The sequence below is a fragment of the Sphingobium sp. CR28 genome, from assembly GCF_052327305.1.
In the GTDB taxonomy this organism is placed as follows: Bacteria; Pseudomonadota; Alphaproteobacteria; order Sphingomonadales; family Sphingomonadaceae; genus Sphingobium.
Genome location: NZ_CP182486.1, coordinates 828,008 through 847,025, shown reverse-complemented (window position 1 = coordinate 847,025; position 19,018 = coordinate 828,008). Strand labels below are relative to the sequence as shown.

Genomic DNA, 19,018 nt, shown 5'->3' with positions numbered 1-19,018 from the left:
GTGCTGCCGCGTCAGTTCTGGATAATGCGCTGCAAGCCTGCGGCCACGCATCCGAGCGGCTTGGAGGCCACGCTGACGGACAGGCCCGTCTCCGCTGCGATCATTTCCGATAGATGTGGCGTCAGAGCACTCCCGCCCGTCAGGACGACACCATTCTCTAAGATATCTTGGGAGAGTTCTGGGGAGGTTTCGAGAAGCACTTCACGAACGGTTTCGACCACCAATGCCATATGCCGCTCGACGACCTGATCAATTTCGGTCGACGAAATTTGAATTAGCGCTGGCAGCCCTGTCGTGATGCTGCGCCCTTTGATTGTCATCATCTCCGCGCCAGGTCGCTCCTCGCGATGCAGGGCATAGTCCATTTTTACCCGCTCAGCTGTCAGAGCTCCGATGAGAAACTTGTGTTTGAAATGGAGGTGGTCGGCGATCGCTTGGTCCAGCGAAGCACCCCCGATCCTGACCGAGCGGGCGTGGCAAATGCCGCCTAGCGATATTACGGCCACCTCGGTTGTGCCTGCTCCGCATTCGACGATCATCGTCCCCCTTGGCATTTGGACTGGCAGATCGGCGCCGATGGCGGCTGCAAACGGTTCGTCCACTAGGTGCACCGTGCCGATGCCCGCGTCGCGGGCTGCAGTGAGCAGCGCACTGCGCTCCGCACGTGTCGCGTCGGTAGGAACGCCGACGACCGCCGCGCTTGCACCGGCTTGCCACCTGCCTGACGTCTTACGGACTGCATAACGTAGCAAGTGTGTGGCCGTCTCAATGTCTTGGAGAACACCGCGGCGAAGGGGGCGCTTGACCGAAAGACGCGGATGGGTTCGGTCGATCATGGGACGTACATCCAGACCCGCCGCGCTCAGACTGGCAACTTCCGTCGAGGTGTCAAAGCAGCAGAGTGAGGGTTCATCGAAAACGACGCCGTCGTCACGCCGGATGATGCGGAGATTGGCGGTCCCGAAGTCGATTGCGAGCTCAGGCATTTTTCCGGCGAAGACATTCATCATAGCATCTCGTTAGCACTGCCGGCGATATATGTCCCGGCCTTGGGGTGGGGAGAGCTATTTCAGCTCCCTTGAGTACATTTTATAACAGGAAGTCACAGCCTACGTGCGGCCGGTACTCAGGAATTATTAATGTTCCGACGACACATTGATCGTTGGAGAGAGCGCGTTGAGTGTGTCGCAAAACAAGCCAATCGCCACCATGGATCAAAGTTGCTCAATCTTTGAGCGCGCTCTGGATGCGCTGCCCGATGGCGTTTTACTCGTCAACGCAGCGCGCGAAGTCGCTTACGCCAACACCGCCTTTAAGAAGTTGTGGAGAATTCCCAGCGACCTTCTGGCGTCAAAAGATGACAGCCAGATGCTGCGCTATGCCATGGAGCAACTTGCAGACCCTGCGGGGTTCTTGCGCGAAGTGGAGCGCCTGCATCCTACGAGCCAAACATCGGAGGATGAAATCCTTTTCAAGGATGGGAGGATCATCGCTCGGCGTAGTTTGCCATTTGAAGAAGGGGGAAGGCTAAGCGCTCGTATTTGGATTTTCACGGATGTGACGGAAGCGAAGAATGCCTCGGTCGATCAGTTGACGGGGTTGCCCAATCGGCTCGCTTTCTCGCGGCAATTCCCGCAATTTGTAACGGCCCCTTCCGATGGCTTGTCGCGCGCTGTCGCAATCCTCGATGTCGATAATTTCAAGAGCTATAACGACCTCTACGGCCATGCCCGCGGCGACCGAACCCTCAAAGAGATTGGGACAATACTTCAGTCTCACGTCTATCAGACCGGGGACCTTGCATTCCGCATTGGCGGCGAAGAGTTCCTTATCGCGAAACGCGTGCGCGCAAGCCCTGAAGCGACGGCATTTTTCGAAAAGATTAGAGCGAGTGTCGCGGCAATGAAGATCGCGCACCTCGGCAATCCGCCCTATAATATGGTTTCAATGTCCATTGGGTACGGCACGTTCTCGAGCGCTCCTGAGGCCAACACGGTATTCAATCAGGTGGATGAAGCATTATATCGAGCAAAAGCTCAAGGTCGGAATAGAATTGTCGAAGCGGTCTTTTAGACAAGCTTGGCTACGGCAGCCCTGAACCATCCCAATTTACAAGCACATAAAAGCTTTTCGCCTCAGCTCTTCAGATGTTGCTCGACTGCGAGCAAGCTGTTGCCGTTGCCTTGACCGCTTCCTCAACCGATCCTTGCTTACGCCGAATTTCTCCGTCCAGTAACGAACCTCATAATCCTCGCGGAGCGCTATCCGGGAGCTGTCCAGAGGTCATTAATCGCCAGAATATGCTCTAAAATGCGAAAATAGTCGGAAATCGGCATTTCCGGCACTTCATTGCCTCCGCCCTTTCTTTCACTGAAATTGAGCCTATCACCACCTAGCTTCATTACGCGCTGGGCTTAACTTGGGAATCACCGCGCGTGCATAGTTCTGATAGCAGTTTATCTGCCACCCCGGATTTGGAAGGTGCCGTACAGCGCGTTCTGACCATCCGGGAAGCGGCGCACCTACTCAAAGTGCACCCGAATACCCTCCGCAATTTGCTGGCCGAAGGTAGCATTCCCGCAGCCCGGATCGGGCGCCAGTGGCGCTTTCTGGAAGGCGAGCTTGTCGCGTGGATTCGCTCGGGCTACTCTGCGCCTGCACGAATGCAGTCGAGTGCCCCAACAAAGGAGGCATTATGGCACTCTGGAAACGTGCAGGAAAATACTACGTCAAGCTCACAGCACCTGACGGAACGCTCATTAGACGCTCTACTGGAACGACCGACAGGCTGAAGGCGCTCGAATATCACGATAAGTTGAAGGCCGAGCTGTGGGATCTTGTCAGGCTGAAGCAGAAGCCGAAACGGACATGGGACGAGGCTGCTTTGCGGTGGCTGAAGGAGAAGGCACACGAAATCCTACCGGGACGATGTGAGCCGGATCCGTTGGTTCACTAAGCATCTGCGTGGCAAGACATTGGATCAAGTGAGCAGGGACATGATCGACCGGCTCATATCGCGCCATTTCGCCCGCAAAAGCGATCGCACCAAGGATCTCTATGTCGCGCTTATCCGCGCGATCTTCCGGAAGGCGATGCGGGAATGGGAATGGATCGCGCATGTGCCGGCGTTCAAGACCTATGCGCACAGTGGCCGGGTCAGGGTGCGGTTTCTCACCCATGATCAGGCCGCTGAGCTCATGGGTCGGCTTCCTGAACACCAGCGCGAGGTGGTGCTGTTCGCTTTGTCGACCGGCCTGCGTCAGGGCAACATACTCCATCTGCGATGGGATCAGGTCGATATGACCCGGCGTATCGCCGCGATCGGATATGGCGAGACCAAGAACGGGGAGGCGCTCGGCGTTCCCCTGAACGAGGCGGCCCTTGGCGTGTTGCGGCGGCAGAAGGGCAAGCATCCGGTTCACGTATTCACATTTCGGGGCAAGCGCCTTGCCAATGCGAATACGCGGACCTGGCGTGCAGCATTGAAGGCCTGCGGGATTGAGGATTTTCGCTGGCACGATCTGCGGCACACCTGGGCGACCTGGCTCCGGCAGAACGACGTGCCCACCTGGGTGCTTCAGGAGCTGGGGGGATGGAAATCGGAGACGATGGTGCGGCGTTATGCGCACATGTCGGTGAAGCATCTCCAGCCCTATGCCGACCAGCTGATTTTGCCGGGCACAGACCCGCTGATTAATCCGGTCACAGACACGAAAAAGTCTAACTGCCCGGAAAAGCTGGGAAGCCCAGGTCACAAAAATGGTCACAGTGAGAGCCGTCCGCGGCTCAAGCTTGTCGCCGGCCTCGACGTAAACTCTTGATTATGAAGGAAGAAAAATGGTGGACGCACTAGGGCTCGAACCTAGGACCCGCTGATTAAGAGTCCACGAAAAATATTATAAATCAATTACGTGACTACATTCGTTAACATCGTTTCTGAATAAGAGTTCCCATCAAATCCTATGTTTGCACGATGTGACACAACACAAAAATGGTCACATGTTTTTGGCAATATTCGATGGGGCGTGCCGCTGCTCAATGTCGGGATAGTTGAACGATCCGGAAAGGCGGCTTCCAAAACGCGAATGGCTATAAGCTGCCGTTCCGGGAGAGTGGCGTTGGCGTCAGCTTCCGACCAGATTGCGACGTTCTCTTTTTGCGCGGCGCACGTCGCGATCTGACGGTGGCGGTCATTGAGATTAGGCGGCGCTGCTAGGCGGAAGGGTCATTCTTCCGTGCGAAACTCAGCCCAGGCCGGCGCGAGTTGATCGATGTCACCACCGAATTCCCGCATCGGTTTAGGGAATCGCAAGCGAAGTGTCGTGTAACGTTGCTTCCGCCTGCAACTGTCTGAAACGGAAGATTAACGTCGGCTGTGGATAGTGCTCGACGTAATGATCTCGTCGCGCCGTCAGTGCCGTGCAGATGAAATGGCCTCTTTAGCAAAAGTGGTCAGGAGGCTGCATCGCTAACGGCGCAGTAACTTTTCGGGGGGGGGCTATGTCCAGCCTATTCGCAGATGAGCGTGACAAGGTCCGGCAACGGGCTGTTCTATTGTCGTCGACCACGATTATGGCGCTGATTTGCTCGGCTCTCGACGTGGCGCCGGTCAGCGCACAATCGGTGACGAGTACCGGCGCAGTAACGCCCGCACCCGTCCAGACGCCGATCTGGGCCACCGGCGCGCCCATTGTTGTCGGTGACGGCACCGACGGGACGTTGACCATCACGGACGGCGGCCAGATAAGCGGCACGTCCGGCACAATCGGGAGCAATGCCATCGGCGACGTGACCGTCGCAGGCAGCGACGGAGGCGGTAACAGTTCAACCTGGTCGAACACCGGTGACCTGCTCATTGGTGATACGGGCACAGGCACACTGACCATCCAGAACGGTGGTGTTGTGACTGTCGATGGCACCAGCTTTGTCGCCTACGATGCGGGCAGTGCGGGGACTGTCATCGTCTCCGGGCAGGACGCCGGCGGCCATGCCGCGTCTTGGACCAGTGGCGGAGACCTTGTCATTGGGCAGTTCGGCACGGGCGCGTTGACCATTTCCGATGGCGGCGCCGTCACCAACGCTACCGGTTATGTCGGTGCCAGTGGGGGGAGTGCAGGCACTGTCGTGGTGTCGGGCCGGGCCGGTGACGGCACGGCGTCCACCTGGACGAACAGCGGCGATCTTCGCGTCGGCGAGGAAAGTAGTGGCGCACTGACCGTGCAGGATGGCGGCGCAGTGACGGTCGGCGGCGATCTGGCCGTTGGTGGCTTTGGTGGAACAGGCACGGTGGCGGTGACGAATGCCGGCCAGCTTTCCAGCGGATCAGGAATGATTGGCAGCAATACCGGCGGCGACGGCCAGGTGCTGGTGGCCGGATCTGGCTCCAACTGGGACACGACGGGACGGATTACCGTCGGTGGCTACGCCACTGGAAGTCTGCGCCTCGCGGATCGCGGCCAGGTTTCGAGCGATGATGGCGTCGTGGGCTCCGGGGCTCAGGGTGACGTTGTAGTGACGGGCGCAGGAACGGCCTGGGTGAATGCACAACAGTTCACGGTAGGCAGTTTCGGTGCAGGGACGCTGCGCATTGAGGATGGCGGCAGCATTATTAGCAATCAGGGCTATATCGGTGCAAATTCGACCGGCAGCGTTATTGTGACTGGCGCTGGATCGAACTGGCTAGTCACAGATTTTTCGCTGACGGTAGGCAACGATGGCGACGGTACGCTCACCATTGAGGATGGTGGACGAGTGCGGGCCGGGGGCGGACTTTCTCTCGGTGTAAGTGCGATATCGAGCGGCAACGTGATCCTGCAAGGCACGGCTGGCAGTCGTGCGACACTGGAAACCTCCCAGATCGAGGCTGGCCTCGGGGCAATAAGCTTTTCTGTCGATGGCGGCTTGCTGCGTGCAACAAGGGATGAGAGCAACTTCTTCGTCGATTTTGACGGATATGATGTCACGCTCGGTGCAAACGGCGGCGTTATTGACACGGCCGGTCATGATATCGGCATTTCGCCACGTATAGTGGGAGCCGGCGATCTTATCAAAGATGGCACAGGCACGCTGACCCTGACAGGCTCCAACACTTACACAGGTGGCACGACCATCGCCGCTGGTACGCTGCGAGTTTCCTCCAACGCCAATCTTGGAGCCGCGGCGGGTGGCGTGTCCTTCGATGGCGGCACGCTCAACACCACAGCCGATATGACGAGCGGGCGCGATGTTGTTTTCGCCGGTACCGGAACATTGGTGACCGACGTCGGCACGACGTTCAGTCACAGCGGGGCAATTTCGGGGGCAGGTTCGTTTATTAAGGCCGGATCGGGCACGGCTGTTTTGACGGGAAACAGTGGCGGTTATACCGGCGCCGCGCAGATCGAGGCAGGCACGCTGGCCGTCAACGGCATAATGGGCGGCAGCCTTGGTGTCGCCGCGACCGGCCGGCTCGAGGGTCTTGGCCGGGTAGGCACGGTGAGCAACAGCGGCGTGGTTGCCCCCGGCTTCGCTGGCGCAATGGGAACGCTCACCATCGCAGGCGACTATGCGGGCAATGGCGGCCGCCTCGAAATCGCTACGGCGCTGGGAGAAGACGACTCGCCAACAAGCCGCCTTGTCGTCAACGGCAGCACCTCCGGCACCACACAGGTCGAAGTGATCAACCGGGGCGGCCTTGGCGGCCAGACGACCGAGGGCATTAAGATCATCGATATCCTGGGCGCATCCAATGGCCGCTTCACGTTGAACGGCAATTATGTCTATCAAGGCGACCAGGCGATGATTGCGGGGGCCTATGTCTATCGCCTCTATCAGGGCGGCGTTTCCACGCCTTCCGATGGCGACTGGTATCTGCGTTCGGTCTTGCTAAATCCCACCCCAAACGACCCTTCACCGAGCGATCCCCTGCCGCTGTACCAGCCCGGTGTTCCTGTTTACGAAATCTATGCCGCCAATCTCCAGGCTCTCAACACTCTGCCGACATTGCAGCAACGGGTCGGTAACCGATCATGGACAGCGGGTGCGAACGAGGGCAGTGGTGTCTGGGGCCGGATCGAGGGGGCGCGCAATCGCGTCGATGCTCAATCGTCCACCAGCCTGTCTGATCAAACGGTGAATAGCTGGAAGATGCAGCTTGGTGCTGATCGTGCATTGATCAGCACGCCCGAGGGCAAACGGCTGATGGCCGGGGTCAATATCTATTACGGTCGGGCAACCAGCCAGGTACGATCGACGTTTGGCGATGGTTCCATCGCCACGGACGGTTATGGCGTCGGCGCGACGCTAACCTGGTATGGTGTCGATGGCTTCTACGTCGACGGCGAGGTGCAGATGAGCTGGTTTGACAGTGATCTGACTTCCCGGATCCTTGGCCCGCTCGCCAAGAACAACGGTGAGGGTCAGGCCCTAGGCATCGAACTTGGCAAGCGTTCACCGATCGGCGGAGAGCTCAGCGTAACCCCTCAGTTGCAGATGATCTATTCAAACGTCGATTTCGATGGCTTCACGGACCCGACGGGAGCGTTCGTCAGGGCCGACCGAGGCGACAGCCTGAAATCGCGCTTGGGTCTGTCGCTCGATCGTCAGAATGTTTGGGATGGCGGCCGTAGCCACGTCTACGGCCTGCTCAATCTCAACTACGACTGGCTGGAGGGTTCACGCACCCTGGTGTCAGGCACGCCCATTGACCGTACCGAAAAGCGGCTATGGAGCGAACTCGGTATAGGCGCGAGCGTGAACTGGGGCGACCGGATCACGCTATACGGCGAGGCCTCCGGCGGCAGCCCGTTCCGCGACTTCGCCAGCAGCTACGTGCTCAAGGGGAATGTTGGCGTTCGATTGCGGTTTTGAACATTTGCCTAAGGTCAAAAGGTCCGTTTGAACAAGCGACCGCCTATCATCTCAGGTTGCCGCAAAGCGGACTGTCGGCGCTGCCCAGACTGCTCGTTCCGCCGACGTCCGCGTTTGGTGCCTCCTGTCGCTCAGCAATGACTTGGGAACGGCGGGAAAGTTGCCAATTCCGGTCGCTCGCTGCTGCACGCCAGCTTGATGAACGAAGCGCAGGTTTCAGGAAGCGGTTACGAGCGGTCTAATGTCTGCAATGAGGGCGGCGGCAGACGGTCATCATTTGCGCCTGTCGCTAGACCTGAAGGTCGGCTTCATAAATCGATCTGATCCAGCTTGGCAGGCGCGGCAACGCGAAGACTAGACGCCCGTGCGCAAATGTCAGGCAATGGCTCGGTGGCTGGTTGAGACGGGAATTATCGAATACCATTCCGCGATCCGCTTTGAGGATTGCGGCGCGGATGAGAGGGGCGCCGCGCGCATACCGGGTTCGAATCTTGTCCTCGGGAACGATATGCCCGCCTTCCTCGACGCGCGTGCCGACACGCGCGACGGAGAGGTCCGGCGTATCGACGCCGACATGCATTACGATGACCGTGAACCCTCGGTTGTGCGCTTCGTCGATCAGTTCAAGCTTGGACGGGTGCGCGAATACGGTCTCGGTCACGAAATCCCGCGCCCGCGCGAGATAGTCGGTCCGGCGTGAAGATGCGACCTCGGCCGCTTCGTAAGACGCGGCGGGGGAGGGGGCGCGCAGTTCCTCGCGCTGGATGATGTCGGCGTTGATGAATGGGCCCGCGAAACTCGGCGCAATGCGGGTCTCGTAGAGCGTGGACTTGCCAGCACCGTTCGGCCCGGCAAGCACGATCATGGTTGGCTTCATGCCTTGCGTGCAACCTTCTCACGCACGAGGTTACCGGCATCGTCGAGACCGACACCCAGACCGAGCTGACGCCGCCGGGTAAAGAAAGCATTCTCGAGAGGGCTGGGCTGTCCCATTTTCTCGACAAAGCTGTCGAGCCAGACGTCCTTTTCCTCGTCTGTGAGGTCGGTGGTCTCTATGTCGCCAGCCAGGGCGGCGGTAATGCGTGCGTGATCGAAATTGCCCGATTTTTCGATAGCGCGACCGATGCGGACCCAATGGGCGATCTGGCCAGCAATCGAGCGGCTCTGCAACTCGGACTCCCGGCGAACGATCTTCATGATGTCGTCGCCAAGCTTGATGGACTGCGCCATAGGTCACCTCTTATTTTAGAGGTAGCATTTTGCTACCCAAAATTCAAGGCCATCCTATAGGTCTTCGCTCGGATGGCGAGATGGATGCACCAGATTTGGCGTGGCTGGATCGTCTTTTGTCGCAGGGGCGTGCACATGATCAGCGCAATACAAGTAGCTTAGCGTTCACGGGCCTCGACTGGGCACATGCATGAAAGCTAAGAATTTATGACTTACATGACCACGCGCGAGCAGCTCGAAGCACTGTTTGGACCACCCAACGCGATGGTGATGGCCAAGACCATCAATCATCTCGATCCCGGCGCGCTTTCCTGGATCGCTGCTTCCGCCATCATGATCGCTTCCGTCGCCCAAAAGACGATCTCGAAGTTGTGGTGGCGGAGGGCAGCGGGCTGGGCCGATGGGGACCGGAAGATGGTCTGCTTACCGACCAACTGTCTCGACATGGCGGATTGTCTGGTGCCGGGCTCAGGCTTCGGCTCAATCTTATGGTGCCGTCGATCAGAGAGCTGATGTGCGTCAACGGGAAGGTGTTATCCAATGACGGCAACATGGTCAGCATCGCTGTTGAGGAATGTTACATTCACTGCGGAAAGGCGCTCATCCGATCCGAATTCTGATCGGACCCGCAGCCGCGCCAGATCTGGCTTCTCTGGCCACCTTTGCCGAACACTGCCGCTTCCTGGCCCTCGCGACGTCGAATTCCGATGGATACGCGGACCTCAGCCCTAAGGGCGATCCGGCCGGCCTCATAGTGAAGATTGAGGGCAACACGCTGCGATTTGCTGATCGTCCGGGAAACAAGCGGATCGACAGCTTTCGTACATCGTCGATCATCCGCGGATCGCGGCTGCCCTGATCGTGCCCGGTATGCATAAAATAGCGGTCGTAAAAAGGAACGGCCCGCATCACCGATGATCTTGCAGAGCGAGAACGACTTGCCGTGGGTGACCGGGTGTCAGATCTTGCGACGATCGTGACCGATATTGATATTGAGCAAGGCTCAGCGCAGCCTTAGGCATGTCGCCATTGAGGATTTGCGTGATTTACGGCCGGGGTTCCATCCACCGCAGGTGCTAACATGGATTAGCTGCCACGAGGCCAATCGCTACACCGGATGGCTGCTTCGGATTGAACGAAAGACGTTGCACCCTCGTACTTGCGAAGGCGAAAGGACATTGTCCATTTTCCGGCGAAGCCAAATCTGATGCCCCATTGGTGTCCCGTCGGGAGGCGAAGCCCCCAAATCATATCTAAGTCATTGAAAATGTGGTGGACGCACTAGGGCTCGAACCTAGGACCCGCTGATTAAGAGTCCACAAAAAATGTTATAAATCAGGCATTTGACTGCATTTGTTCACATGCTTTCTTAACAAGAATTGCCAACAAATCCTTTGTTTGCACAACGGGCCGCAACACAAAAGTGGTCACATGTTTTGACAATATTCGATGGAGGGTGCCGCTGTTCAATGTCCGGGATTAAGGACGATCTGGAAGGTCTACTTTTAGGAACTAAGGTGGGGATAACGGACGCTCTCAGCCGGGAGAGTTTCGGGATTTGCCATGTATGCTTCATGCCCCTGGTCGGGTCGTGCCATCCCTATCAGCACCATGCTCAATCGTCCTGCCACCGGCGCAGATTCGTCTGGTCGTGATAAGCCATGCGGTCCGGCGTGGTGATGAATTCCATCGTCGTGCCCCATGGCATGCGGCAATAGCAGACCTTGTTGCCCGGACCCTTCTCGGTCGCATAGGGAATGGCGCGCGGCGCGGTGAGGGCTACGCCGCCCGCCTGCTCGAAGCGTGCGACCGACGCGTCGATGTCGTCGGTGTAGAGTGCGAAATGGGTGATGCCGAAATCGCTCGCCCGGATCGGCTGGGCTTGCTCGGGCCCGTGCATTTCGAAGAGCTCGATATCGGGCCCGGTGCCGATCTTGACCATCGCCTGCGCGCGCACGACTGTGCCGGGGAAAGCGCCGACGGCCCGCTCGAATTCGGGCCCCTGCCGCGGCGGATCCTCCGGTCGGAAGGACTGATAGATCAGCTGGGCGCCGAAAGCCGCTGCCAGGAAGGACTTTGCCGCTTCGATGTCGGGCACCGTGATGCCGATATGATTGACGCCGCGAATGACAGGTGCGGTCATGGTAATTTCCTTTTCTGTTTAGTCTATCAGTCGACCCACAGCGGCGTGGGCGCCGCGTTTCAATTCGGCTTGAGGAAATCGATCAGGGCGGCCGCAACCTCGTCCGGCCGCTCGTCCGCGACATAGTGGCTGCACCGCGCGATCGAGCCGCCCGTCACATGGGTGGCGAATTCCTCGAGCATCGGCACCATCTGCGCACCGAAGCGCTGATCCCCACCGAGGCCCAGCACCGGTATCTCGAGCGGTTGCTTCTTGTATTCGAGCGCGGCCGCGTGGTCTGCGGCGAGCGTGCGATACCATTCCATGCCGCCACGGCTGCGGCCGGGAAGCGCCATTGCCTTCGCGTAAATCTCGATATTGGCCGGGTCGAAGGTGCTGTGATCGTAGAACCGCTCGGCCATAAACGCCGAGATGTAATCATATTCGCGGCCATGGAGCAGGCGTTCGGGCAAATCCCGGTTGGCATGGAAGCCGAAATGCCAGAGCCTCGCAGTGGTCGCCTCCCACTCCGTCCAGCCCGGAAGCGGAACGTCGAGGATGGCCAGGTGAGTGACGGCATGCCTGTGGAGGGCCGCCTGCGCCAGAGCGACCATGCCGCCAATGTCATGCCCGCACACGGCGTAGCGTTGGTGTCCGAGGGCGACCATCACGTCATGCGCGTCTCGCGCCATCGTCGCCTTGTCATAGCCGCCCTGCGGGCAGTCGGAAAAACCCGCGCCGCGCAGATCGATAGCCACCACGCTGAAATGCTCGGCCAGCAGCGGCATCACATGGTGCCATTCCCACCAGGTTTCGGGCCAGCCGTGGAGCAGCAGGATCGGCGGGCCCGCCCCTCCGATAACGGCGTTGATCTTTATGCCGTTCGCCGGCACCAGTTGCTGGGTAAATCCCTCCAACGTTGGGGTCATGATCGCTCTCCAGTCAGGATTGGTGTTCAGACGGGATCGAAATCGGTAGCGATCGTGATGTCGCGCCAACCGTCGATATCGCTACGGAAGGCCGCCAGCTTCCGCTCGGCGATCGCATGTGCGGCAGGCCCCAGTGGCAAATGAAGCGGGGCGTCGTGGGCATCGACGGCTTGCAGGATCACCGCGACCGCCTTGTCGGGATCGCCCGCCTGATTGCCGTCGTTCGTTTGGCGATAGGGCTTGCGCGAGGTTGCCGCATATTCTGGCATCTCGTTCGCCGCTATCGTGATCGAACGGCCGAGGAAGTCCGTGCGGAACGGCCCGGGTTCGACGATCAGTACGCGAATGCCGAACGGCTCCAGTTCGCCGGCGAGCGCTTCGGAAATGCCTTCCACTGCGAACTTGGCGGCGTGGTAATAGCCTCCGCCGCCGCGACCCTCGATACCCGCGCCGGACGACATGTTGACGATCGTTCCGCCCGAGCGTCGCAGAACCGGCAGGGCTGCTCTGGTGGTCTCGATCAGGCCGAAGACGTTCACCTCGAACATCGGCCGATATTCCTGCGGAGCGCCTTCCTCGATCGCGCCGAACAGGGCGTAGCCGGCATTGTTCACGAGTATGTCGAACCCGCCAAAGGTCTCGACCGCCTTTGCGACCGCTGCCCTGGCGGCGGCCGGATCGGTCACATCGAGTGGCAAGGTGATCATGCGGCCGCCGAAAGGCTCGGCCATTTCCTCGATCACCGCGATATTGCGGGCCGTCGCGACCACCCGATCTCCGCGCTTGGCTGCGGCGACCGCGAGCCGCTGGCCGAAACCGCTCGAGCAGCCTGTGATGAACCAGGTTCTCATGACTAACACCTCCATGATGATGGAGGGCATTTAGGTGTTTAGATTTGTTCTTGAACTGACAGGAATGTATTCTCGTCGTTCAGTTTTGTTGGGGCTGTCAGATGGAATGGAGTGATGTCAGGATCTTCCTTGCGATTGCGCGATCCGGCACGCTCGGCGGCGCCGCGCGTTCGCTCCAGACGAGCCATCCGACCGTCGGCAGGCGCCTTCGCGCGCTTGAGCAGGCCATTGGCCAAACGCTCTTTCAGCGCACGGCGGACGGTCTTGTCATGACCGACGAGGGCCATGGCATCATCGCGCTGGCCGAGCAGATGGAAGAAGGCGCGCTGGCCATGGAGCGCCGGCTTGCGGGACAGGAGCGCGATCTCAGAGGCAATCTGCGCATTTCTTCAGCGGACTGGTTTGGGGCCTATGTCCTGCCGCCGATCCTGGCCGATTTCTCGAAAGCCTATCCCAATATCGACGTCGAAATCCTGACGGGCACGCGCCTGTTCAACCTCGCCCAGCGCGAGGCGGACGTTGCCTTTCGTATCGTCCCGTTCAACAATGCCGATGTCGTGCAGCGGCGGCTCTTCAGGCTGGAATATGGCGTCTATATCGCCGAGGAAGCAGCCGATCCCCAATATGGTGACGGCGCCGGTTTCAGGCTCATCACCCATGACACATCCACGGGCCATTTCCCGGACATCGCATGGCTGACCGAGAGTTTCCCCAATGCGAGACCAATTCTGCGATCGAACAACCGCAACGTCCAGGGGCGCATGTGCCGGGAAGGTGTCGGCATCGCCGTCCTGCCTCGCGTGGTCGGCAATCAGATTACGGGCATCCGCAGACTAGAGCTGCCGAAGCCGCCGCCGGCGCGCGACATCTGGATGGGATACCACCGGGACCTGCGACGACTCGGGCGTCTTCGCGCATTCATCTCAACGGTATCGGGTCATCTCGCGAACACATCCGCATGATCTCCGGCGCGGTTCCGACGTGCCTCAGGGCTCGACGGCCTTCGCGCGCTGACGCACGTTGCTGATGGTCAGCGAGACCGCCGAGATGAGGAAGTAAAAGGCGCCGAAGGCGGCGTAGGGCGCGATGTCGGCGATGCTGACCGGCGCGGTGCCGGCGGCCTTGCTAAGCATATGCGCCCCGGCAAGCCCCGACTGAGCGCCGCTCAGGATCATTGCCCACTGCGCGCCATAGGACTTCAAGCGCCGCACGCCGGTGACGAGTTGGAACAGGCCGGACAGGATCGCCCATACGCCGAAGATCTGGAGGACCGCATGCATGCCGTGCGACAGGGTCGCGGCGACGGCGACGGCGGTCACGACGCTGACGACGACGTTGAGCATCTGGCTCTTGTTCTTCGTTAGACCGCCACTCCGGTTTGCATCGAGATAATTCGCCAGTGCGTCCCACGCGGGATAGGCAACGAGCATTACTGCAGCCAGCGCCGGCATGGCCTTCGCCACCGTGAAGGCGAGCGCGACCCAGATCGCAGAGACCGCAAAGCGCAGATAATAGTAGGTCTTGAGCCAGTCCCGGTCCGGGGACTTCACGTCGGTGATGGTCTTCATGGCATGGTTCCTTTCTGTAAGGCAGGCGCACGTCTCCCGTCCCGGAATCCGGGTGGGTCGGTGATGGTCGGTTCAGGCGGTGCGCGGCTCGATTTACCGCGTCGGTTTTGGCTAGAGGCGGAAGCGTCTCGGCAGGCACCATCGTGCGACGGCCGTCACGGCGGCGCAACCGATGCTATACCAGACCACTACATAGAGAGGGTCGTTGAAGGGGCAGCAGAAGGCGAAGACGAAGGCGCCGCAGGCGCTGGCGGCGATGCCGGAGGCGAACGCGCTCAATCTTGGCTGGGTCGGTGCTGCCCGCCGCATCAGGGCACCGAGCAGCGCCACGAACGGCAGCGAGAGCACGAAGATCGAGGTGGCGCACATGATGCCGCTCGCCGGATCGATGCGATCGAGCAGCGCTCGCTCTCTCGCGCCATCGGGGGTGACGAACACGCCCCCGACGATGGCCGCGACCGCGAGGGCGCAGGCGAGCATCAGCCCCCGGCGCGGCTGCGCCGCCGGTGAGAAGGACCGGATCGCCAGCACGCAGGCGATCGCCGCCAGCAGGCCGAGACTTCCCACCCGCCACATCAGAAACGGCGAGCCGGCCATGTGACTCATGTCCGGCCGCATCGCGCCCAGCCCCAGGAAGAGCATGAGCTCCGCAGCACCCAGCGCGAGGACAAGTCCGCCCTCGCGCAGCATGCTGCGGCGCTGCACGGGCGTCAGGTCCGAAGACAGGTCGGCGATCAGGGATTCATTCGACATCGGCGGTCTTCTCAATGATGGCCGTCAGGCGCGCGAGCCCGCGGTGGATGTTCATCTTCACGGCGGAGACGGAGAGGCCGATCTGGCCTGACGCTTCCTCGACGCTGTAGCCCTGCACCTTGACCAGCAGGATCGCCTGGGCCTGCGCGGGGCGGAGCTCGTCAAGCAGGCTTGCGAGGACCGAGCTGCTGACCACAGATGCTTCGTGGTCATCCACGGCTATGGCGTCGGGTAGTTCCTCCAGGGGTCGGCGCGACAGGCTGCGTAGCTGGTCGACCCATTTGTTCTTGGCGATCGCCGCCAGCCAGGGCCCCAGCGGATAGTGCGGATCATAAGTGTGGCGTCGCCGATGGACGGCGAGCAGCGTTTCCTGGACAGCGTCATCTACATCGCCCGGCGGCAACCGCCGCTGGAAGTAGCGCGTGAGCCACTCGGACATCTCGGCGAGCAGGCGCCGATAGGCGCCGCCGTGGCCGTCCTGCGCCGCAACCATCAGGCTGCTCCAGTCGTCCTGCGCGGTTCGGGACGGACGCTCGCGGCTGGCCGGCGCCATGCCTGGCGCGGGCCTTGAGATCAATCTCAAGAAGAAGTTCGAGCGCATGATCTCTTATTCGCGCGCTGAGTGATTTCGGTCACGAGCCATGTCGAACTTTTTTCAGCGCCGTCTTGGTCGTGCCCGTGGCGCCGCAAATTAACCGAGCCTTCAATTTCGTCGTGTGATTGATGACCAGGCTACGACAGCCTGATAAACAAAGGGCAGATTTTAGGGAGCTTTATCAGGCGATCGAACGACGGCCATGTTGGCGTTAATCATCTACATCGGCCAACCAAGCCGGCATGTCCCGTTTGGCATGAAGCACGCGCCAGACATCTACATAGGTCTCGAATTCAAGATAGAAAACGATCCACGGAAATCCTTTCAGCCGTATGGTCCTCAATCCCGGTAAGTTCAGCTCATGAGACCACCTCGGGGATCCTGCCGCTGGCATTTCCCCGATGAAGGTATAGGTCTGTTCAAGAGCATCAATGAAGCCAAAGGCCACATCCGCGCCAGCTTCGTGCGTGTAATGCTCGACCGCAAGGTCGACATCCTCCCGCGCTTTGGCGCGCGGTATGACCAGTTTGGCAGTCACGCCCCCGTGCGTTGCGTCACACGGTCACGAAGGCCTTGGAAATATCCGGCATCGACTGGCGCGGTGGCTGCAGAACTGGCACCGTCCAAAAGCATTTCGCGAAGGCGCTGAATGTCCTGATCCTTGCGGATCAACTCCCGCACATACTCGCTGCTCGTGCCGTAACCACGCACGTTTACCTGCTGGTCTACAAACGCTTTGAGCGCGTCCGGAAGCGAGATGTTCATCGTTGACATGGACTATGATATAGCGGGCTTGGCAAAATTTGGCAAGATGTCGCGAGGCTCAAATCGCCGAACACAGCGATGTTCCGATATCTTCCGGTCGGTCAATTTTGGTCACCGGAGAACTACCATGGGACATTCAGACCTCGACCCACCCATACATGATCGGCGCCCTTGGAATACAGGGCAGAATGTTGGGCCAAAGCGCCCACTCAAGCCGCGCGATATCTGGGCAATCCGTTTCCATCTCGACGAACACAAACGCCTGCGCGATCGGGCTCTGTTCGATCTTGCGATCGACAGCAAATTGCGTGGCTGCGATCTGGTCAAGATCAGGATCGGCGACCTGATGAGTGCAGGATCATTTCGTGATCGCGCGACTGTCGTCCAGCAAAAGACTGGCCGTCCGGTGCAATTCGAGATCATGTCCGAGGCACGCAGAGCCTGAAGGCATGGCTTGATCGGCGCGGCGGGACGATCCGCGACTTCGTATTCCCAAGCAGGATTGATTACCTCGGTCATTTGAGCACACGGCAATATGCGCGCCTCGTCGACGATGGGTCTCGACGGTCGGCCTCGACAGGCGGGAGTATGGCACACACTCGATGCGACGGACCAAAGCTGCGCTGATCTACAAAGCCACGGGTAACCTTCGGGCAGTGCAAATCCTGCTCGGCCATACCAACATCGAGAATACCGTCCGATATCTTGGCGTAGATATCGATGATGCTTTGACGCTGTCTGAACGGACCGAAATCTGAAAATTCCGGCTTCCTGACATCCTTGGGAAGCCGGTTCGTTCATATGAACGATCGGCAGGTGTCAGCGAGTGCCTGCGGCCGCGCGAACACCGGCTTTGTTGGCGTTAGCTGCTGGCTTGCAGGTCCGCCGACGAAGGTGCACGATGCGGAACGGAATAGCGGGGCAAATCTGCCTCGCGCTCATTCAAGGAGAAATCCAATGAGACCGACGTTCGTTGCAGTCCCGACGGTTCTTGCGGCGCTGACTTCGCTGTCCCTGGCCAGTGCTGGCGCCGCCGAGCAAGCACCTGCGGGTCACGCCAACCACGCCCCCCAGAGCGGTAGCGAGACCAGGACGTCAGACTCGATGGGCGGGATCAAGCTGTCCGCGTCGCTCAACGGGTCAGGCGATGCACAGAAGGGCGATCCAGACGGTGCTGGAGAGTTCGCCGCCCGGCTGAACCCCGGACACACTCAGCTTTGCTACACGCTGACGAGCACGATGATTGCAGCGCCGACGGCCGCGCATATTCATGCCGGCCAGGCTGGCAAGTCTGGGGCACCAGTGGTGCCGCTGCAGGCGCAAGCGGCGACCGAAACGTGTGTCGCGATCGACAAGTCAATGGCTGACAAAATCTTGGCCGATCCGGGTAGCTACTATGTCAACGTTCACAACGCTGAATTTCCCGGCGGCGCAGTGCGTGGACAATTGACTAAGGGCTAACGCCTCTTGGGAGCTGGGACGGCGCTCTCAGCTCATCTCTATTGATCAGTTGCTTGTTTCCTGAGTGGCAAGCTCGGAGCAATTTTCGCGCTGCGTGCATTCCAGCTGCGCGCCTTCGGCGCCTGGATGGTCCCAAGGAGCGTATTCAGTGCGGTGGCCCACCTACCCGGCCACACCGGATTGCGGGGGCTTAAATTTCCGGGCGCCCATCATTGGTCGCGACGCGGCGAGAGACCGCGCTCGCCCAGATACAAACTACATTTCCACAAACCCACATTTGTGCTATGTCGATAAGACGGATTGCCAAGGATCAATTATGAGCAGATTGACCATCGATATCTCGGACCAGCAGCATCAAAGTTTGAAAGCCATGGCCGCGCTGCAGGGCAAGTCGATCAAGCAATATGCGATCGAGCGCCTTTTCCCGAATGACGGTGAGCAGGACCAGGCTTGGAACGACTTAAAAGCACTCGTGGCGCGGCGGGTTGGCGAGAGTCTGGAAGGCGCACTGTCCGAAAAGAGCTTTGACACAATCGTTGAGGAAGAACTTGGTCAGGACGGGAAAGCTTGACGCCGACATACGTCCTTTCTTCCTCGGCGGAAGCCGATCTGCGCGATATTGTCCGTCATACGCGCAAGCAATGGGGTGCGCCGCAGGCGCGCATCTACGTCGCCCAAGTCCGCGAAGGCATTGAGATGCTCGTGGCGGGACAAGGCGCTTTCAAGGATATGAGCGATTTGTACCCGGCCCTCAGAATGGCGCGCTGCGAGCACCATTATATTTTCTGTCTCCCACGGACGGAGGAGCCAGCGATCATTATCGCCATTTTCCATGAACGTATGGACTTGATGACGCGGCTCGGAGCGCGGTTGAGCTAGCGCCGCGCGTCAGTCGT

Annotated in this window: 23 protein-coding genes and 1 pseudogene; 12 read left to right on the top strand and 12 right to left on the bottom strand. The window is 59.7% G+C overall.

Translation table 11 applies throughout. The annotated features are described in order from the left end of the window. Positions 1-11: 11 nt before the first annotated feature. Positions 12-1,010 carry a rod shape-determining protein gene (locus ACNAOH_RS03970; RefSeq protein ID WP_443971473.1) on the bottom strand — a complete coding sequence of 333 codons (999 nt, stop codon included), beginning with the start codon at positions 1,008-1,010 and terminating at the stop codon, positions 12-14. A gap of 172 nt (positions 1,011-1,182) precedes the next feature. Here ACNAOH_RS03970 and ACNAOH_RS03965 point away from each other — a divergent pair, with 172 nt between their 5' ends. Continuing rightward, positions 1,183-2,073: a diguanylate cyclase domain-containing protein gene (locus tag ACNAOH_RS03965; protein WP_443972039.1), complete on the top strand. Its 891-nt coding sequence runs from the start codon at positions 1,183-1,185 to the stop codon at positions 2,071-2,073. A gap of 36 nt (positions 2,074-2,109) precedes the next feature. Here the strand turns inward: ACNAOH_RS03965 and ACNAOH_RS03960 are convergent, their stop codons facing one another. Beyond that, complete coding sequence (locus ACNAOH_RS03960) at positions 2,110-2,265, bottom strand: DUF3606 domain-containing protein (RefSeq protein WP_443972038.1); 156 nt, start codon at positions 2,263-2,265, stop codon at positions 2,110-2,112. A 170-nt stretch (positions 2,266-2,435) separates the two neighbouring features. Here ACNAOH_RS03960 and ACNAOH_RS03955 point away from each other — a divergent pair, with 170 nt between their 5' ends. The 4 genes from ACNAOH_RS03955 to ACNAOH_RS03940 all read left to right on the top strand — a co-directional run bounded on the left by ACNAOH_RS03955 (position 2,436) and on the right by ACNAOH_RS03940 (position 7,848). Beyond that, positions 2,436-2,792, top strand: coding sequence for a helix-turn-helix domain-containing protein (locus tag ACNAOH_RS03955; protein ID WP_443971472.1), 357 nt, complete (start codon positions 2,436-2,438; stop codon positions 2,790-2,792). Next, complete coding sequence (locus ACNAOH_RS03950; protein WP_443972163.1) at positions 2,696-2,956, top strand: hypothetical protein; 261 nt, start codon at positions 2,696-2,698, stop codon at positions 2,954-2,956. Before ACNAOH_RS03955 ends, ACNAOH_RS03950 begins: the two co-directional genes overlap by 97 nt. Before the next feature lie 40 nt (positions 2,957-2,996). After that, positions 2,997-3,821: a site-specific integrase gene (locus ACNAOH_RS03945; protein WP_443970414.1), complete on the top strand. Its 825-nt coding sequence runs from the start codon at positions 2,997-2,999 to the stop codon at positions 3,819-3,821. 679 nt (positions 3,822-4,500) lie between these two features. Beyond that, on the top strand, positions 4,501-7,848 hold the full coding sequence (locus tag ACNAOH_RS03940) for an autotransporter outer membrane beta-barrel domain-containing protein (protein WP_443971471.1): 3,348 nt from the start codon (positions 4,501-4,503) through the stop codon (positions 7,846-7,848). Between the two features lie 289 nt (positions 7,849-8,137). Here the strand turns inward: ACNAOH_RS03940 and ACNAOH_RS03935 are convergent, their stop codons facing one another. After that, entirely contained in the window at positions 8,138-8,725 is a 588-nt protein-coding gene (locus ACNAOH_RS03935; protein ID WP_443971470.1) for a zeta toxin family protein, read from the bottom strand. Then, on the bottom strand, positions 8,722-9,078 hold the full coding sequence (locus ACNAOH_RS03930; RefSeq protein ID WP_443971469.1) for a ParD-like family protein: 357 nt from the start codon (positions 9,076-9,078) through the stop codon (positions 8,722-8,724). The genes ACNAOH_RS03935 and ACNAOH_RS03930 overlap by 4 nt, the downstream gene beginning before the upstream one ends. A 207-nt stretch (positions 9,079-9,285) precedes the next feature. Between ACNAOH_RS03930 and ACNAOH_RS03925 the strand changes: the two genes are divergently transcribed. Then, the gene (locus ACNAOH_RS03925) at positions 9,286-9,591 is read left to right on the top strand and encodes a hypothetical protein (RefSeq protein WP_443971468.1); all 306 of its coding nucleotides are present in this window, start codon (positions 9,286-9,288) and stop codon (positions 9,589-9,591) included. 61 nt (positions 9,592-9,652) lie between these two features. Beyond that, entirely contained in the window at positions 9,653-9,937 is a 285-nt protein-coding gene (locus ACNAOH_RS03920; RefSeq protein WP_443971467.1) for a hypothetical protein, read from the top strand. Between the two features lie 756 nt (positions 9,938-10,693). On the opposite strand, the gene ACNAOH_RS03915 is transcribed toward ACNAOH_RS03920, so the two are convergent. From ACNAOH_RS03915 to ACNAOH_RS03905, 3 genes are read right to left on the bottom strand one after another with little or no spacing between them, the layout of a single operon-like run. Beyond that, on the bottom strand, positions 10,694-11,221 hold the full coding sequence (locus ACNAOH_RS03915) for a VOC family protein (RefSeq protein WP_443971466.1): 528 nt from the start codon (positions 11,219-11,221) through the stop codon (positions 10,694-10,696). A gap of 59 nt (positions 11,222-11,280) precedes the next feature. Next, positions 11,281-12,129, bottom strand: coding sequence for an alpha/beta fold hydrolase (locus tag ACNAOH_RS03910; RefSeq protein WP_443971465.1), 849 nt, complete (start codon positions 12,127-12,129; stop codon positions 11,281-11,283). Between the two features lie 26 nt (positions 12,130-12,155). Further along, a complete protein-coding gene (locus ACNAOH_RS03905) occupies positions 12,156-12,980 on the bottom strand; it encodes an oxidoreductase (RefSeq protein ID WP_443971464.1) in 825 nt (274 codons plus the stop codon). Positions 12,981-13,081: 101 nt separating this feature from the next. Between ACNAOH_RS03905 and ACNAOH_RS03900 the strand changes: the two genes are divergently transcribed. After that, positions 13,082-13,942, top strand: a complete 861-nt coding sequence (locus ACNAOH_RS03900) for a LysR family transcriptional regulator (protein ID WP_443971463.1) — start codon at positions 13,082-13,084, stop codon at positions 13,940-13,942. 24 nt (positions 13,943-13,966) lie between these two features. On the opposite strand, the gene ACNAOH_RS03895 is transcribed toward ACNAOH_RS03900, so the two are convergent. The 5 genes from ACNAOH_RS03895 to ACNAOH_RS03875 form a co-directional block, all read right to left on the bottom strand. Next, on the bottom strand, positions 13,967-14,548 hold the full coding sequence (locus tag ACNAOH_RS03895) for a DUF308 domain-containing protein (protein WP_443971462.1): 582 nt from the start codon (positions 14,546-14,548) through the stop codon (positions 13,967-13,969). Between the two features lie 111 nt (positions 14,549-14,659). Next, positions 14,660-15,301, bottom strand: a complete 642-nt coding sequence (locus tag ACNAOH_RS03890) for an NrsF family protein (protein WP_443971461.1) — start codon at positions 15,299-15,301, stop codon at positions 14,660-14,662. Then, positions 15,291-15,854: a sigma-70 family RNA polymerase sigma factor gene (locus ACNAOH_RS03885; protein WP_443971460.1), complete on the bottom strand. Its 564-nt coding sequence runs from the start codon at positions 15,852-15,854 to the stop codon at positions 15,291-15,293. The genes ACNAOH_RS03890 and ACNAOH_RS03885 overlap by 11 nt, the downstream gene beginning before the upstream one ends. Before the next feature lie 253 nt (positions 15,855-16,107). Beyond that, positions 16,108-16,434: a type II toxin-antitoxin system RelE/ParE family toxin gene (locus ACNAOH_RS03880; protein ID WP_443971459.1), complete on the bottom strand. Its 327-nt coding sequence runs from the start codon at positions 16,432-16,434 to the stop codon at positions 16,108-16,110. Beyond that, on the bottom strand, positions 16,431-16,670 hold the full coding sequence (locus ACNAOH_RS03875; protein WP_443971458.1) for a ribbon-helix-helix domain-containing protein: 240 nt from the start codon (positions 16,668-16,670) through the stop codon (positions 16,431-16,433). Before ACNAOH_RS03875 ends, ACNAOH_RS03880 begins: the two co-directional genes overlap by 4 nt. Before the next feature lie 118 nt (positions 16,671-16,788). Here ACNAOH_RS03875 and ACNAOH_RS03870 point away from each other — a divergent pair. The 4 genes and pseudogenes from ACNAOH_RS03870 (at position 16,789) to ACNAOH_RS03855 (ending at position 19,001) form a co-directional block, all read left to right on the top strand. After that, positions 16,789-17,419, top strand: a pseudogene (locus ACNAOH_RS03870) (tyrosine-type recombinase/integrase). Positions 17,420-17,618: 199 nt separating this feature from the next. Then, complete coding sequence (locus ACNAOH_RS03865) at positions 17,619-18,122, top strand: CHRD domain-containing protein (RefSeq protein WP_443971457.1); 504 nt, start codon at positions 17,619-17,621, stop codon at positions 18,120-18,122. Between the two features lie 316 nt (positions 18,123-18,438). After that, the gene (locus ACNAOH_RS03860) at positions 18,439-18,693 is read left to right on the top strand and encodes an antitoxin (protein ID WP_443971456.1); all 255 of its coding nucleotides are present in this window, start codon (positions 18,439-18,441) and stop codon (positions 18,691-18,693) included. Further along, positions 18,690-19,001, top strand: coding sequence for a type II toxin-antitoxin system RelE/ParE family toxin (locus tag ACNAOH_RS03855; RefSeq protein ID WP_443971455.1), 312 nt, complete (start codon positions 18,690-18,692; stop codon positions 18,999-19,001). The genes ACNAOH_RS03860 and ACNAOH_RS03855 overlap by 4 nt, the downstream gene beginning before the upstream one ends. Positions 19,002-19,018: the final 17 nt, after the last annotated feature.